The organism is Jiangella anatolica (genome assembly GCF_003236295.1).
GTDB classification, from domain to species: Bacteria; Actinomycetota; Actinomycetes; order Jiangellales; family Jiangellaceae; genus Jiangella; species Jiangella anatolica.
Map to the genome: position 1 here is coordinate 23,092 of NZ_POTW01000062.1, position 16,001 is coordinate 39,092.

At 72.7% G+C, this 16,001-nt stretch carries 12 protein-coding genes; 3 read left to right on the forward strand and 9 right to left on the reverse strand.

Annotated elements, in window-relative coordinates:
• Positions 1–110 precede the first annotated feature (110 nt).
• Both C1I92_RS35340 and C1I92_RS21970 read right to left on the reverse strand, forming a co-directional pair.
• Positions 111–2,756: a sigma-70 family RNA polymerase sigma factor gene (locus C1I92_RS35340; RefSeq protein ID WP_111256792.1), complete on the reverse strand. Its 2,646-nt coding sequence runs from the start codon at positions 2,754–2,756 to the stop codon at positions 111–113.
• A 33-nt stretch (positions 2,757–2,789) separates the two neighbouring features.
• Positions 2,790–3,647, reverse strand: coding sequence for a hypothetical protein (locus C1I92_RS21970; protein WP_111256793.1), 858 nt, complete (start codon positions 3,645–3,647; stop codon positions 2,790–2,792).
• A 156-nt stretch (positions 3,648–3,803) separates the two neighbouring features.
• On the opposite strand from C1I92_RS21970, the gene C1I92_RS21975 reads away from it, so the two are divergent.
• The gene (locus C1I92_RS21975) at positions 3,804–5,024 is read left to right on the forward strand and encodes an AI-2E family transporter (protein WP_146605234.1); all 1,221 of its coding nucleotides are present in this window, start codon (positions 3,804–3,806) and stop codon (positions 5,022–5,024) included.
• Between the two features lie 843 nt (positions 5,025–5,867).
• Here C1I92_RS21975 and C1I92_RS21980 read toward each other — a convergent pair.
• Complete coding sequence (locus tag C1I92_RS21980; RefSeq protein WP_111256795.1) at positions 5,868–6,437, reverse strand: TetR/AcrR family transcriptional regulator; 570 nt, start codon at positions 6,435–6,437, stop codon at positions 5,868–5,870.
• A gap of 74 nt (positions 6,438–6,511) precedes the next feature.
• Between C1I92_RS21980 and C1I92_RS21985 the strand changes: the two genes are divergently transcribed.
• Positions 6,512–8,026 carry an MFS transporter gene (locus tag C1I92_RS21985; RefSeq protein WP_111256796.1) on the forward strand — a complete coding sequence of 505 codons (1,515 nt, stop codon included), beginning with the start codon at positions 6,512–6,514 and terminating at the stop codon, positions 8,024–8,026.
• Here C1I92_RS21985 and hisN read toward each other — a convergent pair.
• The 5 genes from hisN to C1I92_RS22010 are packed head-to-tail and all read right to left on the reverse strand — an operon-like array spanning position 8,007 to position 13,435.
• Positions 8,007–8,798, reverse strand: a complete 792-nt coding sequence (gene hisN, locus C1I92_RS21990) for a histidinol-phosphatase (protein ID WP_111256797.1) — start codon at positions 8,796–8,798, stop codon at positions 8,007–8,009. The two genes, C1I92_RS21985 and hisN, sit on opposite strands and share 20 nt — an antisense overlap.
• 16 nt (positions 8,799–8,814) lie before the next feature.
• Positions 8,815–9,834, reverse strand: a complete 1,020-nt coding sequence (gene rsgA, locus C1I92_RS21995) for a ribosome small subunit-dependent GTPase A (RefSeq protein ID WP_111256798.1) — start codon at positions 9,832–9,834, stop codon at positions 8,815–8,817.
• On the reverse strand, positions 9,834–11,126 hold the full coding sequence (gene aroA, locus C1I92_RS22000) for a 3-phosphoshikimate 1-carboxyvinyltransferase (protein WP_111256799.1): 1,293 nt from the start codon (positions 11,124–11,126) through the stop codon (positions 9,834–9,836). Before aroA ends, rsgA begins: the two co-directional genes overlap by 1 nt.
• Positions 11,127–11,168: 42 nt before the next feature.
• Entirely contained in the window at positions 11,169–12,677 is a 1,509-nt protein-coding gene (glpK, locus tag C1I92_RS22005) for a glycerol kinase GlpK (protein WP_111256800.1), read from the reverse strand.
• 47 nt (positions 12,678–12,724) lie between these two features.
• On the reverse strand, positions 12,725–13,435 hold the full coding sequence (locus C1I92_RS22010; RefSeq protein WP_111256801.1) for an MIP/aquaporin family protein: 711 nt from the start codon (positions 13,433–13,435) through the stop codon (positions 12,725–12,727).
• A gap of 220 nt (positions 13,436–13,655) precedes the next feature.
• On the opposite strand from C1I92_RS22010, the gene C1I92_RS22015 reads away from it, so the two are divergent.
• A complete protein-coding gene (locus C1I92_RS22015) occupies positions 13,656–15,410 on the forward strand; it encodes a glycerol-3-phosphate dehydrogenase/oxidase (RefSeq protein ID WP_233507158.1) in 1,755 nt (584 codons plus the stop codon).
• Positions 15,411–15,506: 96 nt separating this feature from the next.
• Here C1I92_RS22015 and C1I92_RS22020 read toward each other — a convergent pair.
• A partial coding sequence (locus C1I92_RS22020; protein ID WP_233507159.1) for a DMT family transporter occupies positions 15,507–16,001 on the reverse strand: 495 nt, incomplete at its 5' end.

Below are 16,001 nucleotides of genomic sequence, written 5' to 3' on the forward strand. Positions count from 1 at the left end.
TCTGGGCGCCGGACGAAGGGGGCGAAAGGGCTGCGCGAGCCGGGGCGGAACGCCGAAAACGGACCGGCCCGGCGAGCCGTCAGAGGCTCACCGGGCCGGTCCGGGCGTGCTTACGGCTGGAGGTAGCGGAACTGCTGGTTGACGCCGCCGTGGACGGGGAAGAGGATCGTCCGCCCGTCCGCCGCCACCGCCTCGATGTCGAGCGTGAAGCCGTGGAACTTCGCGCTCTTGATCAGCTGGGCGGACGGCGTCTCGGGGTCGAAGTGCCACTGCTGGCTGCTGCTGTCGTCGCAGGGCGCCAGCACGACCGCGTGGAACGGCTGGACGCCGTCGAGGCACTCGCCGGTCGCGCGCCAGACGATGGTGCCGTCGGCCGGTGTCTCCCAGCCGCGGCTGGGCGCGTCGGCGCAGTCGCCGGCCCTCGGCTGGCCGTCGCCGCCGACGACGAGGCAGCGAGTGCCGGCCTCGCCCAGGTCGACCTCGAACCGGCCGGCCCGGGCCACGTCGAGCTCGGCGGCCTCCGTCGCGGCCGAGCCCAGCTCGTTGGTGAAGACGGCCCGGTAGTGGGTGCCGTCGTCCTCCAGGGCGACGGCGCCGCGGTTCAGCGTGGCGTCGGCGCCGGTGCCGGTGGCGTCCGGGACCGGGGTCCACGGCCCGTCGGCCGACGGGGCGCTCTCCCAGGCCCAACTGGCCGCCGGGTTGGCCGCGGCGCTCGCGCTGAACTGCACGTCGTCGCCGGGGCCGGCCTCGACCGACTCGGGCTGCGCGGTGATCTCCGGCTGCCAGTGCACCGTCAGCGTCGCCGGCTCCGACGTCGCCTCGCCGACCTCGTTGGTGAAGACCGCGCGGTACTGGTAGCCGTCGCGCTCGGAGCTCACGTTGGTCAGCCCCAGCGTGGACTCCACACCCTCCTGGCGGGTGGTCGCGATCTCCGGGTCCGGCGCGCCCCACTCGCCGCCGGGCGCGCGCACCTGCCAGGTGATCGTCATCGCGGTCGGGTTCGCGACGGCGGTCGCCTTGAACTCGGCGGTGCCGCCCTCGACCACGGTGACGTTCTGCGGCTGGGACTCGATCTGCGGCGGGTACTGCACCGAGATCACCGCCGGCTCGGTGGTGATGGTGCCCAGCGGGTTCGTCGCCCGGACGCGGTAGGCGCGGCCGTCGCTCTCCGGCGTCGGCTCGATCACCAGCGTGTCGGTGGTGGCGCCGGCGATGTCAACCCAGTCCTCCTCGGCCGGCAGCTCGTCGCCCTCCGGCGTCGGCGTCGATTCGGTCTCAGCCTGCTCGGCCCGCGCGTACGGGGTGCCGTCCGTCGTCGGCGCGAGCAGGAACCGCGGCGCCGCCTTCTCCGCGGCGGCCGCCGCCACCTGGCCGCCGGACGGGTCGTCCGGCGGGTCGGCGACCTGCCACTGCAGGTCCGGCGGCGGGTTGCCGGACACCGCGACCGTCAGCGTCACCGGCTCACCGGCCACGACGACCGGGTTGGCGGGCGGCTGCTGGTCGATCGTCGGCGGAGCCTGCGCCGGCGGCTCGGCGCCCGGCGGCTCGCTCGGCTCGGTGCTCGGCGTCTCGGACGGCTGCGACGGCTCGACCTCCGGCTGCTCGGCCGGCGGCGGCTCCTCCTCGGCCGGCTCGTCCGGCTCCTCCTCCGGCGCGTCGGCGACCGGCTGCTCCGGCTCCTCCGCGGGCGGCTCCTCGGCCGGCGGCGGCTCCTCCTGCACCGGCGGGTCCTGCGCCGGCGGCTCGTTCTGCGGCGGGTCGGCCGGGTCCTCCGGCTCCGCGCTGACCGACGGCGCCGCGGCGGGCTGGTCGGCCGGCTCGTCGTTGCCGGTCAGCGCCATCGCCGCGACGACGATGACGGCGGCCGCTGCCGCGGCGCCGCCGGCCGCGGCGAACTGCTGAGCCCGCTTGCCCCAGCTGGCCGGGTTGAGGAACGCCAGCACGCCACCGCCCGCCGCGGCGCCACCGGCCGTGGCCGCCGCCACACCGGCGGCGACCCCGGAGGCCGGGAGCAGCAGGGCCGGCCAAAGGATGCCCCGCATGTCCGAGACCAGCAGCAGCAGCTCGTCGCGCCGTTCCCGGCAGTGCTCGCAGGTGGCGAGGTGGGCGCTCATCTCGCGGGTGTCGTGCGCCGACAGCGTGCCGCGCACGTAGGACGCGATCTTCGGCGCGTACGGGCGGCACTCCGGCTGCACCTCGGTGGAGAGGTTCACCGCCAGGTACGCCTGCCGCAGCCCCTCGCGGGCGCGGTAGGCGAGCGCGGCGACGGCGTTGGCGGAGCTGCCCAGCGCCGGCGCCAGCGACGCCGGCGAGCGGCCCTCGATCTCGGTGTGCCAGAGCACCTGCTGCCAACGCTCGGGCAGCGTCTCGAACGCGTGCCGGACCAGCTGGCGGTCGGTGGAGCGGGCCATCGCGTCGTCGGCGGTGGGCAGGATGTCGAGGATCGACGGGTCGGTCTGCGAGCCGTCGCGCTGCGAGCCGCGGTGCCGGTCGATGGCCAGCCGGCGCACGACCGTCTTCAAGTACGGCGCGAACTCCAGGTCGGGACCGCCGCCCTCGCGCAGCCGGGTGAGCACCCGGGTGAACGCCTCGGACACGACGTCCTGCGCCTCGTCGGAGTTGTTGGTGACGATCCGCGCGACCTTGGAGGCGTCGTCGACATGACGGCGGTACAGCTCGTCGTAGGCGCCCATGTCGCCTTCGCGCGTGCGCGCGATGAGCTGCTCGTCGCTGACGGCGTCTGCTGGAATCGTCACCTGTACTCGCTATCCCGGTAACACCCAGGCAGCTCAGTCCAGGGAACCACTCCCCGAATGGCGGAACCTGGGCGGCCTGACATCATGATCGACATTAGCCCCCCCGAGCAACCCAGTCACGAGTTCAGGCAATCGCGCTCTGGCGTCCGGGACGGCGAACATGTCGACCCGCACGTGTGCAGTGCTCAGTTCACCGGTTTCGACCGCCTTCGTCAAGGAGATCCGCTCGACCCGTGCGCGTGCATCGTCGGGCACCAGGGCCAGCGCCATCGTGGTGCCGACCTGGCTCAGCGTCGCCTCCGGCCGGACGCGGCTGCGCAGCGCCGAAGCGGCCTGGAGCACCCGCGCGATCCGCCGCCACGGGCCGTCGGCCGGATCCCAGCGCATGGCCAGCAGGACGAGCGCCATCGGCTCGACACCGGACAGCCGGTCCAGCTCGTGTACGCGCCCGTAGAGATAGCCGGCGGTGTGCAGCCCGGACAGCGGGTCCAGGCCCGGCGAGCCGCGCTCGGCGGCGACCGCGTCGACCCAGGCGTCCACCAGCCGGTGCCGTGCGACCGACCGGGGCAGCGGTGCGCCGGACGACGTCTCCAGCACGTCCCACAGCTCGTCGAGCTCGTCCAGCAGGCAGCTGAGGTCGTCGGTCGTGCCGGCGCGCTCCCAGGCGAACACCGTCAGCCCCTGGACGACGTCCTCCGGGTCCGGCACCTCGGCGGTCAGCGCGTCGACGACGGCTTCGACGCCGGGCGGAGGCAGCTCCCCGGTGGCTGCCTCCGCCCGGCTCGTCTCGGGTGCGGGCCGGTCCTCGCGTGCGCTCGCCGGCATCGGCCGGTCCAGCCAGGCCGCGAGCAACGATGTCACCGGCGCCTCGCCGTGGTTGAGCTGCGTCATCCTCGGAACTCCCCGTTCTGCGGCACGCTTCGTCCGATCCCTTGCACCCACCAAGACGGGGGCCCGGGCGGATCATGACGCGAGATCTGCGACGAATTTTCCGACCGGCCCGACCGCATCGTCCGGGCCGTCAGGACCGTGTGTCAGGCTGACCCTGTGCCGGATCGCATGGGGCGACTGACCCGCTGGCTGACCGACGTCCGCCAGCGCTTCGTGCAGGCGGATGACGTGCCGGTCCCGGTGACCGAGCCGCCCGAGCGGGCGCCCGTGCTCGGGCCGGTGCCGCCGCCGCCCGCCGATGCGCCGGCGGCGCCCGAGCCCGACCGCCATCCGGTGCCGAAGGTGGTCCGCGACGCCGCGGAGTGGAGCTGGCGGCTGATCATCATCGCCGCCGCGGTGGCGGGCGTGGGCTGGCTGGCCTGGGAACTGCGGGTGGTGATCTTCCCCCTGGTGGCCGGTCTGCTGCTGGCCGCCGGGCTGCAGCCGCTGGTGCGCCGGCTGCGGGCGGCCGGCTTGGCCCGCGGCCCTGCGGCCGCGGTCGTCTTCATCGGGTTCCTGCTGGTCGTGGTGGGGTCGCTGACGCTGGTCGGCAACGCCGTCGGCGGCCAGTTCCAGGACGTCGTCGACCAGGCCGAGGAAGGTCTGCAGGAGGTCCGCAACTGGCTGGCCGGTCCGCCGTTCAGCATCGACGAGGCGCAGCTGGACCGCTACATCGACCGCGCGGTCGCCGTCTTCCAGGACGACAGCTCCGTCACCGAGCAGGCGGCCACCGCGGCCACCGTCGCGATCGAGATCCTGGTCGGGCTGGCGCTGGCGCTGTTCGCGCTGATCTTCTTCCTCTACGACGGCGAGCGCATCTGGACCTGGCTGGTGCGGCTGTTCCCGGCCAAGGCGCGGGCCCGCGCGGCCGCCGCCGGCGACGTCGCCTGGCTGACGCTCGGTCAGTACATCCGCGGGACGGTGCTGGTGGCGCTGTTCGACGCCGTCGCCATCACGATCCTGCTGTTCATCCTGCAGGTGCCGCTGGCGCTGCCGCTGGGCGTGCTGGTGTTCTTCGGCGCCTTCGTGCCGCTGATCGGCGCGTTCGTCACCGGAACGGTCGCCGTGCTGGTGGCGCTGGTGACGCAGGGCCTGCTGATCGCGATCGTGGTGCTGGCCGGGCTGATCGTCGTGCAGCAGATCGAGAGCAACATCTTCCAGCCGTTCATCCTCGGCCGGATGGTGAGCATCCACCCGCTGGCCGTCGCCGTCGCCGTCGCGATCGGCACGCTGGCCGGCTCGATCATCGGTGCGATCATCGCGGTGCCGATCGTGGCGCTGGTCAACACGGTGGGCAGCTACCTGGCGTCGACCCGGGAGAGTTCGCCAGGTCCTTAGCTGTGCTGCGCCGCTTCGTTCGCCGTTGTGCTGCAGTGGCTTGTGGGGTTGCGGACGTTGGCCGTCCCCCTGCTGCCCATTCTCTTGGCCCCGGCCGCGCGCCTCAAGTTCGCGGCCGCTGTGGCTGATGTGGCTCGTGGTTCGGGGCCGCGTACTTGACCCGCGCGACCGGGGCCAAGAACGGGCAGCTATCAGGGGGACGGGGGGAGTGTGGCGACGCCCCGTCGGGGTTCTGGCGTGGTCCGCTGGGAACTCCGGCGCCGTGTGTTGGGGCTCGGGCGGCGGGTTCGCGGGTGGTTCGGGTCCGCTGGCCGCTCCCGGCGACCGGTGGGGCCGGTTCGATGTGACGTTGGTGTCGCTGGGTGTCCACGTAGTGAGATTTCGCCGCGGTTTCCGGGCCGCCCACCAGGCCTACTCCCGCTCTACCAGGCATGCATGGGTGGTAGAGCAGGAGAACCCCTAGCGACGTACCGAAAGGTTGATGATCATCGCTGTCCACAGCCCAGCAAACGTCGCGAAACGGACACGCGCTGGCGAGTGAGGCGCGAACGTCGGCCGGAACGGCCGCGAACGCGAACCGTAGAAGGCCCGAACGTGGACCAGGCGCCGGCGAACGTGGGCCGCCGCCGTTGCGGCGTGCCCACACTCCCCCCGTCCCCCTGATAGCTGCCCGTTCTTGGCCGGGACGACGCGGGTCAAGTACGCGGCCCCCAACCGCAACACAACAGCCACCAGCAGAGCCGCGGACTTGAGGCGCGCCGGCCCGGCTAAGACAATCGGGCAGCAGGGGACGGTCGAAGCCCCTCAAGCCAACGCCAGCGGCCGAGCCGACCGCCTGTGTGCTCAGTCCGTGTCCGGCTGACCCAGCCGGCGCAGGGCGGCGGCGAGGTCGGCGGCCGACGGTGCGGAGTCCGGGTCGACCAGCCACTGCAGCACCAGGCCGTTGACCGTCGCCAGCGCCAACGAGCCCAGCTGGCGCGCGGTCTCGTCGTCGACGTCGTCGCGTTCCAGCAGGAGCGCGGCGATCTCGCGGCGGGCGCGTCCGTAGGCGGCGGCCAGCTGTTCGCGCAGCTCCGGCGCGTACTCGAACTGGGCGAACGCCTGCACGCTGGCCATCGCGACCGCCCGGTTGGCGGCGACGCCGCGGACGACGCCGTCGAGGAACGCCTCCAGCCGGTCCGCCGGCGCGTCGCCCGGGCGTGCGTCGATGGCCCGCTCGATCTCGCCGTCCCACTCGTCGAAGGAGTCGAGGACGGCGGCGTTGAGCAGCGCCTCCTTCGAGCCGAAGTGGTAGCCGATCGAGGCCAGGTTGGTGCCCGACTCCGCGACCAGGTCGCGCGCGGTGATGTGCGCGTAGCCCTTGCGCGCCAGCAGCCGCTTCGCACCCTGGAGCAGGTCGTCCCGGTGTCCCATGGCGCCCGAGTCTAGCGGGCCGATTCATACGTTCGTCATAGACGAATGTATAAGACGCTCGTATAGTTCCGGGCATGACGACTCCGGCGCCCGCCGGCCGGCGCGAGTGGGCCGGCCTGGCGGTGCTCACGCTGCCCGCACTGCTCGCCTCGATGGACCTGTCCGTGCTGTTCATGGCCGCGCCCTGGCTCAGCGCCGAGCTGGCGCCGTCGGGCAGTCAGCTGCTGTGGATCATGGACGTCTACGGGTTCCTGATGGCCGGCCTGCTCATCACCATGGGCTCGCTGGGCGACCGGATCGGCCGGCGCCGGCTGCTGCTGACCGGCGCGGTCGCGTTCGGCGCGGCGTCGGTGCTGGCGGCGTACGCGACGTCGCCGGAGGCGCTGATCGCCGCCCGGGCGCTGCTGGGCATCGGCGGCGCGACGCTCGCCCCGTCGACGCTCTCGCTGATCCGCACCATGTTCCACGACGACACCCAGCGCCGGACCGCGATCGGCGTCTGGACGGCGGCCTTCACCGGCGGCGTCGCCGCCGGCCCGATCGTCGGCGGGCTGCTGCTGGAGCACTTCTGGTGGGGCTCGGTGTTCCTGATCAACCTGCCTGTCATGGCGCTGCTGCTGGTCGCCGGTCCGCTGCTGCTGCCGGAGTCGACGGGGTCCGGCTCGCGCGGCGTCGACCTGCCCAGCGCCGTGCTGTCGCTGGGCGCCGTGCTGCCGGTGATCTACGGCATCAAGGAGATGGCGACGCACGGGTCGGTCGAGGCGTGGCCGGCGGCCGCCGTGGTGCTCGGGGTCGCGATCGGCGCGCTGTTCGTGCGCCGGCAGCTGCGGCTGACCGATCCGATGATCGACCTGCGGCTGTTCCGGCGGCCCGACTTCGCGGCGGCGATCGGCTCCAACGTCGTCCTGACGTTCGCCAGCGGCGGCATGGGCGCGCTTTCCGTGCAGTACCTGCAGGGCGTGCTCGGGCTGCGCCCGTTCACCGCGGCACTGTGGATGCTGCCGACGGTCGCCGGGACGGTGATCGGGATCGCGGCGGCCAACCTGCTGAGTCGTCGCATCCCGCCGGGTGTCGTCGTCGGCGCCGGTGTCGGCGTGGCTGCGCTCGGCTTCGCGCTGGTCGCGCTGATCGTCACGCCGACCTCGCCGGAATCGGCGGTGATGGCCGCCTACACCGTCCTCGTCCTCGGCATCGGGATGGCGATCAGCCTGCTCATCGACCTGATCGTCGGGTCGGCGCCGCCGTCGCGGGCGGGATCGGTGTCGGCGATGTCGGAGACGGCCAGTGAGCTCGGCGCGGCGCTGGGGATCGCCGTACTCGGGTCGGTCGCGGCCGCCGTCTACGCGGACGCGCTGCGCTCCGGCGGCGCGCCGGAGGCCGCGACGGGGTCACTCGGCGCCGCCGCGGCGGTCGCCGGGTCGCTGCCCGCGGGGGAGGCGGGGGAGCTGCTGACGGCGGCCCGGGTCGCGTTCACCGACGGGTTCGTCGCGACGGCCGTCGTCGGGGCCGTCCTGCTGGGTGTCGCCGCAGTCGCCGCCGGCGTGCTGCTGCGCCGTCGGCCGGCGGCCGTCAGCTCTCCGGCTGGTTGAGGTGGGCGAGGACCTCGGGGTGCAGCGGGCCGTTGGTGGCCAGCGCGTCGGCGCCGAGCGGGCCAGGGGTCCCGTCCAGGCCGGTGAAGCGGCCGCCGGCCTCCTCGACGACGATCGACGGGGCGGCCATGTCGTGCAGGGCCAGCTCGGGCTCGGCCGCGAGGTCGACGGCGCCGTCGGCCAGCAGCATGTAGGACCAGAAGTCGCCGTAGGCGCGGGTGCGCCAGCAGACCCGCGTGAGGTCCAGGAACGCCGGCAGCAGGCCGCGCTTCTCCCACCCGCTGAGCGACGAGTACGACAGCGACGCCCGGTCCAGCGACGTCACAGCCGAGACACGGCAGCGCGTGGCCGACGACAACGAGCGGCCGGTGTAGGCGCCGGTGCCGCGCGCCGCCCACCAGCGCCGGCCCAGCGCGGGCGCCGACACGACACCCGCGACCACCTCGTCCTCGACCATCAGCGCGATCAGCGTCGCCCAGACGGGGACGCCGCGCAGGTAGTTCTTGGTGCCGTCGATCGGGTCGATCACCCAGCGGCGGGCGCCGTAGCCGCCGGCGCCGAACTCCTCGCCGACGACGGCGTCGCGCGGCCGGGCGCGGCCCAGCGTGCGCCGCATCGCCTCCTCGGTCGCCTTGTCCGCGTCGGTGACGGGGGACTGGTCGGCCTTGGTCTCGACCCGCAGGTCAGGGGCCCGGAACCGCGACATCGTCTGGGAGTCGGCGTCGTCGGCCAGGACGTGGGCGAAGCGGAGGTCGTCGTCGTGGGCCACGATCGGTCAACCTACACGGTCAGGCGTCCCAGTCGCCCGCTTGGAGGTCCCGGCTGGCCAGCAGCCGGCGGTACGACGCCAGCCGGGCCGGGTCGACGCGGCCGGCGGCGAGGGCCGCGTCCAGCCCGCACTCCGGCGCGCCGTCGGCATGGGTGCAGCCGCGCGGGCAGGCTGGAGTCTCGGCGGCCAGGTCCGGGAACGCCAGGATGAGCCGCCCCGGGTCGACGTGGGCCAGGCCGAACGAGCGGATGCCCGGCGTGTCGATGACCCAGCCGCCGTCCGGCAGCGCCAGCGCGACCGCGCTGGTCGAGGTGTGCCGGCCGCGACCGGTGACGACGTTGACCTGGCCGGTCGCCCGGTCCGCACCCGGCACCAGCGCGTTGACCAGCGTCGACTTCCCGACCCCGGAATGACCGACGAGGACGGTGGCGCGGTCGCGCAGGTGCTCGGCGACCTCGCCCACGCCGATGGGCGACCCCGGCGCCAGCCGGGTCACGACGGCCGGGACCTGCAGCGGCGCGTACGACGCCAGCAGCGCCGCGGGGTCGGCGAGGTCGGCCTTGGTGAGGCAGAGCAGCGGCTCGATCCCCGCGTCGAACGCCGCCACCAGGGCGCGGTCGATCAGCCGGGGCCGCGGCTCCGGATCGGCGACGGCGGTGACGATCATCAGCTGGTCGGCGTTGGCGACGATGACCCGCTCGACCGGATCGTCGTCGTCGGCGGTGCGCCGCAGGACGGTGGTGCGCTCCTCGACCCGCACGATCCGGGCCAGCGTGCCGGGCGCGCCGGACACGTCGCCGACCAGGCCGACCCGGTCGCCGACGACGACGGCCTTGCGGCCGAGCTCGCGCGCCGTCATCGCCGTCACCGTCCGGCCGTCGAGCACGCACGTGTACCGGCCGCGGTCGACGGCGATGACCAGCGCGGGCGTAGCGTCGGCGTGGGCCGGTCGGAGCTTGCTGCGTGGCCGCGAACCGCGGCCGGGGCGGACCCTGACGTCCCGCTCGTCGTAGGACGAGGCGGCGGTCCGCCGCGCCATCACGCGGCCGGCTCCCCATGGAGAAGATCTGCCCACATGCCGGGGAAGTCGGCGAGCGTCTTCGACGTGGTCGCGATGTCCTCGACCTCGATGCCCGGCACCACCAGCCCGAGCACGGCGCCGGCCTGGGCCATCCGGTGGTCGGCGTAGCTGTGGAAGACGCCGCCGTGCAGCGGCGCCGGCGCGATGTCCAGTCCGTCGGCGGTCTCCGTGACCGAGCCGCCCAGCCCGTTGATCTCCGCGGCCAGGGCCGCCAGCCGGTCGGTCTCGTGCCCGCGCAGGTGCGCGATGCCACGCAGGTGCGACGGCGACGACGCGACGGCGGCCAGCGCGGCCAGGACGGGGGTCAGCTCGCCGACGTCGTGCAGGTCGGCGTCGAGGCCGAGCACGGTGCCGGTGCCGCGCACCGTCAGCACGTCGCCGTCCAGCGACACGGCCGCGCCCACGCGGGTCAGCAGGTCGCGCAGGTGCGCACCGGGCTGCGTCGTCGACGACGGCCAGCGCGGCACCCGCACCGTCCCGCCGGTCAGCACGGCTGCGGCCAGGAACGGCGCCGCGTTGGAGAGGTCCGGCTCGACGACGCAGTCGATGGCGCGGACGGCGCCCGGCTCGACCCGCCACGTGTTCGCTGCGGAGTCGTCGACCTCGACGCCGCGCTCGCGCAGCATCGCCACCGTCATGTCGATGTGCGGCTGCGACGGGACCGGCTTGCCGTCGTGGTGGACCGTCAGCCCCTTGTCGTAGCGCGCGCCGGCCAGCAGCAGCCCGCTGACGAACTGCGACGACGCCGACGCGTCGATGGTGACGTCGCCGCCGGGAACGGCGCCCGTGCCGGCGACGATGAACGGCAGCACGCCGCGCCCGCCGTCGTCGACGGTCACGCCGAGCGCCCGCAGCGCGTCGAGCACCGTACCCATCGGGCGCAGCCGGGCCTGCGGGTCGCCGTCGAACCGGACGGCGCCGGCGGCCAGCGCGGCGACCGGCGGCACGAACCGCATGACGGTGCCGGCCAGACCGGTGTCGATGGAGACGTCGCCGCGGACCGGCGCGGGGGCGACGCTGACCCCGTCGGCGACGAGGTCCACGCCGGTGCCGAGCGCCCGCAGCGCGTCGATCATGAGACGGGTGTCGCGCGCCAGCAGCGGATGCCGGACCAGCGACGGGCCGTCGGCGAGCGCGGCGAGGATGAGCGCGCGGTTGGTGATGGACTTCGAGCCGGGCAGCGCGACGGTGGCGTCCACCGGCGCTGCGGCGGTCGGCGCAGGCCAGAGCGGGGCAGAGGTCTCGGTCATCGGGCACCCAGCCTATCGGGTGCCCGACGACCGGACCTGCCGTTATTCGGCCTCGACCCAGTCGAAGGTCTTGGTGACGGCCTTCTTCCACGTGCGGTAGATCTTCTCGCGGTGGGCCTCGTCCATGTCCGGGTCCCACTGCTTGTCCTGCGCCCAGTTGGTGCGGATGTCGTCCTCACTGCCCCAGAACCCGACGGCGAGGCCGGCTGCGTAGGCCGCGCCGAGCGCCGTCGTCTCCGCGACCACTGGCCGGATCACCGGGACGCCGAGGATGTCGGCCTGGAACTGCATGAGCAGCTCGTTCGCCACCATCCCGCCGTCGACCTTGAGCGACGTCAGCGCGACGCCGGAGTCGGCGTTCATGGCGTCGATGACCTCGCGGGACTGGAACGCCGTGGCCTCCAGCACCGCCCGGGCGATGTGCCCCTTGCTGACGAACCTGGTCAGGCCGACGATCGCCCCCCGGGCGTCGGACCGCCAGTACGGCGCGAACAGACCGGAGAACGCCGGCACGAAGTACGCGCCGCCGTTGTCGTCGACGCTGCGGGCCAGCGGCTCGATCTCGGGCGCGGCGGCGATGATGCCGAGGTTGTCGCGCAACCACTGCACCAGCGAGCCGGTGACCGCGATGGAGCCCTCCAGCGCGTAGACGGCGTCGTTGTCGCCGATCTTGTAGCAGACGGTGGTGAGCAGGCCGTTCTCGCTCATCACCTTCTCCGTCCCGGTGTTGAGCAGGACGAAGTTGCCCGTGCCGTAGGTGTTCTTCGCCTCGCCCGGCGACAGACAGGCCTGGCCGAACGTGGCCGCCTGCTGGTCGCCGAGGATGCCGGCGACGGGCAGTCCGGCGAACGCGCCGCGCTCGCGGATGTTCCCGTACACCTCCGACGAGGACCGGATCTCCGGCAGCATCGACACCGGGATGCCCATGTCGGCCGCGTGGTCCTCGGCCCACGACAGCGTGTCGAGATCCATCAGCATGGTGCGCGAGGCGTTGGTCGGGTCGGTGTAGTGCAGGCCTCCGTTGGGGCCACCCGTGGCGTTCCACAGCACCCAGGTGTCCATGTTCCCGAACAGCAGGTCGCCGGCCTCGGCCTTGGCCCGGGCACCGTCGACGTTGTCGAGGATCCACTTCACCTTCGGGCCGGAGAAGTAGGTCGCGAGCGGCAGACCGGTACGGGCTCGGTACCGGTCCGGGCCGCCGTCGCGCCCCAGCTCGTCGACGATGCGGTCGGTGCGGGTGTCCTGCCACACGATCGCGTTGTAGACCGGCTTGCCGGTCGTGCGGTCCCAGACGACGGCCGTCTCACGCTGGTTCGTGATGCCGACGGCCACGACGTCGCTGGTGACGAGGTCCTTCTTGGCCAGCGCACCTGCGCACACCTCACGGGTGTTGCGCCAGACCTCTTCCGGATCGTGCTCGACCCAGCCGGCCTGCGGGAAGATCTGCTTGTGCTCCCGTTGGTCGACGGAGACGACCCGCCCGGAGTGATCGAAGATCATGCACCGGGTGGACGTCGTTCCCTGGTCGATGGCGGCTACGTACTGGCTCATCCCTTCTCCTCACATCGTCGTACGGCGAGCAGTACCCGTGGCGTCGATCAGTAGACGGCCTTGGCCAGCAGCGCGCCGAGAATGCCGCCGATGATCGGGCCGACCACGGGCACCCAGGCGTAGCCCCAGTCGCTGTCGCCCTTGCCGCGGATGGGCAGGAGGAAGTGCGCGATGCGCGGACCGAGGTCACGAGCCGGGTTGATGGCGTATCCGGTCGGGCCACCGAGCGAGGCGCCGATGCCGACGACCAGCAGGGCGACCGGGAGCGGGCCCAGGTCGACCGGCGAGTTGCCGAAGGAGAGGATGACGAACAGCAGGACGAAGGTGCCGACGACCTCTGTGATGGTGTTCCACAGGGGGTTGCGGATCTGCGGGCCGGTGGAGAACACGCCGAGCTTGCTCGCGGTGTCCTCCTCGGCGTCGAAGTGCTGCTTGAACGCCAGCCAGCACACGACGGCGCCGACGAACGCGCCGGCGAACTGCGCGAGCAGGTAGGCCGGGACGTCAGACCACTCGGTGGTGCCCTCGACCGCGAGGCCGAGCGTCACCGCCGGGTTGATGTGGGCGCCCGAGTCGAATGCGACGTACACGCCGGCGAAGACCGCGAGGCCCCAGCCGAAGTTGATCAGCAGCCAGCCGCCGCCGAGTCCTTTGCTCCGGGTGAGGATCGCAGTTGCGACCACACCGCAACCCAGCAGCGTCAGCATCGCTGTGCCGAGGAACTCGCTCTGGAAGATGTCGCCGAAACTCAGGTCCATGTGAACCTCCGCTTCCGTTGACGACAACGGCCGTGGCGTCCCCGGTATCCCGGCTGGTCTCGGCAACGTTGCCAAGGGTCACTTCCGGAACTTACTGGCGCGTAGAGCAACTGTCTACGTTCTCCGCGACCTGAGCGGGTAGCGTGTTGCTGGGTGCCGCAGCAGGACGCGAACCTTGCCGGCATTCGACCGCTTTATGCGCTCTGAGCTGCAAGGAGACGTGATCGACGTGACCGGTGACAGCGAGCGGGCCGACATCTCCGGTCCGAGCGGCCGGCTGGGCCCGCAGACCCGGCAGGAGAACTGGGACCGGCTCGGCACGGAGCACTTCGACGTCGTCGTCATCGGCGGCGGCGTCGTCGGCACCGGCGCCGCGCTGGACGCCGTCACGCGCGGCCTGGGGGTCGCGCTGGTCGAGGCCCGCGACTTCGCCGCCGGCACGTCCAGCCGGTCGAGCAAGCTGTTCCACGGCGGGCTGCGCTACCTGGAGCAGTTCGAGTTCGGCCTGGTGCGCGAGGCGCTGCACGAGCGGGAGCTGATGCTCACCCGCATCGCGCCGCACCTGGTCAAGCCGGTGAGCTTCCTCTACCCGCTCAAGCACCGCTGGTGGGAGCGCCCGTACACGGCGACCGGCCTGCTCATGTACGACACCATGGGCGGCGCGCGGTCCGTGCCAGGCCAGAAGCACCTCACCCGGGCCGGCGCGCTGCGGCTGTTCCCCGGCCTGCGCCATGATGCCCTCATCGGCGGCGTCCGCTACTACGACGCCCAGGCCGACGACGCCCGGCACACCCTCACCGTCGCGCGCACTGCTGCTCATTATGGCGCCGTCGTGCGCTCGTCGACACAGGTCATCGCGTTCCTGCGCGAGGCCGACCGCATCACCGGCGTCCGCGTCCGCGACGTCGAGACCGGCGCCGAGCAGGACGTCACCGCCGACGTCGTCGTCAACTGCACCGGGGTGTGGACCGACGAGATGCAACGGCTGGCCGGCACCCGCGGCCGGTTCCGGGTGCGCTCCAGCAAGGGCGTGCACATCGTCGTCCCGCGCGACCGGATCGCCGCCGAGAGCGGGCTGATCCTGCGCACGGAGAAGTCGGTGCTGTTCGTCATCCCGTGGCGCAACCACTGGATCATCGGCACCACTGACACCGACTGGAACTTCGACCTCGCCCACCCCGCCGCGACCAAGGCCGACATCGACTACATCCTCGAGCACGTCAACGCTGTGCTCGCCACTCCGCTCACCCACGACGACATCGAGGGCGTCTACGCGGGACTGCGGCCGCTGCTGGCCGGCGAGAGCGAGCAGAGCTCGAAGCTGTCGCGTGAGCACGCGGTGGCGCGCCCGGCGCCCGGCATGGTCGCGATCGCCGGCGGCAAGTACACGACCTACCGGGTGATGGCCAAGGACGCCATCGACGCCGCCCGCGACGACCTGCGTGGCTGGATCCGCCCGTCCATCACCGACAAGGTCCCGCTCCTCGGCGCCGACGGCTACCACGCGCTGGTCAACCAGGCCGAGCGGCTGGCGGACGAGCACAAGGTGCACCCGCACCGCGTCCGGCACCTGCTGGACCGCTACGGCTCGATGGTGCACGAGGTGCTCGCCCTCGGCGAGGACCGGCCGGAGCTGCTGCAGCCCATCCCCGGCGCCGCCGACTACCTGCTGGTCGAGGTCGTCTACGCCGTGACGCACGAGGCGGCCCTCCACCTGAGCGACGTCCTGACCCGGCGGACGAGGATCAGCATCGAGTACCCCGACCGTGGCCTCGAGTGCGCCCAGACGGTGGCCGAGCTCATGGCCGAGACCCTCGGCTGGGACTCGGCGACCATCGGCCGCGAAGTCGACACCTACCGCAAGCGCGTGGAAGCCGAACGCGCGTCGCAGACCGAGCCCGACGACCAAGCCGCCGACGGCGTCCGCTCCGCCGCCCCCGAGTTCCGCCCCGGAGTAGCCGAACCCGTCGTGTAGCCGCCCCGCCCCCGGAATGATCACGTTCAGTACGAGATCGCGTGGTGAACTACGCCTGCAATCGTGGTGGAGCACGCAATCCCGTAGTGAACGTGATCATTCCGGCCTGGCCTGGGGACGCAGCACGAGCCAAACGGCGACGGCACACACCGAGAACCCGGCCACGACAACCACCCCGATGGCGTCCCCGAACATCAACCACGCCCAGACAGCAGTGGTCGGCGGCGTCAGATACAACAGGCTGCTCACCCGCGTCGCCCCACTGCGCCGCAGCACGACGAGATAAGCCCCGTATCCACCGGCGGTCGACAGCACCAGCAGCCAGACGACCGACCACCAGAAGCCCGCACCGTCGGGCACGGACAACCGCCCGAACACCGCGGCCTCACTCGAGAAGGCCACCGCCGCGACCACCACGTGCACCGTCAGTGACACCGGCACCCCGCCCGCAGGCTGCCAGCGCTGGCCGAGCACCGTCCCCGCCGACAACGCCAGCATGCCGCCGACCGGCAGCAGGTAGATCCACCACGAGCCGCCCGTCCCGATGTCGCCGGACACCACGATCGCCACCCCTGCCAGCCCGAGCAACAG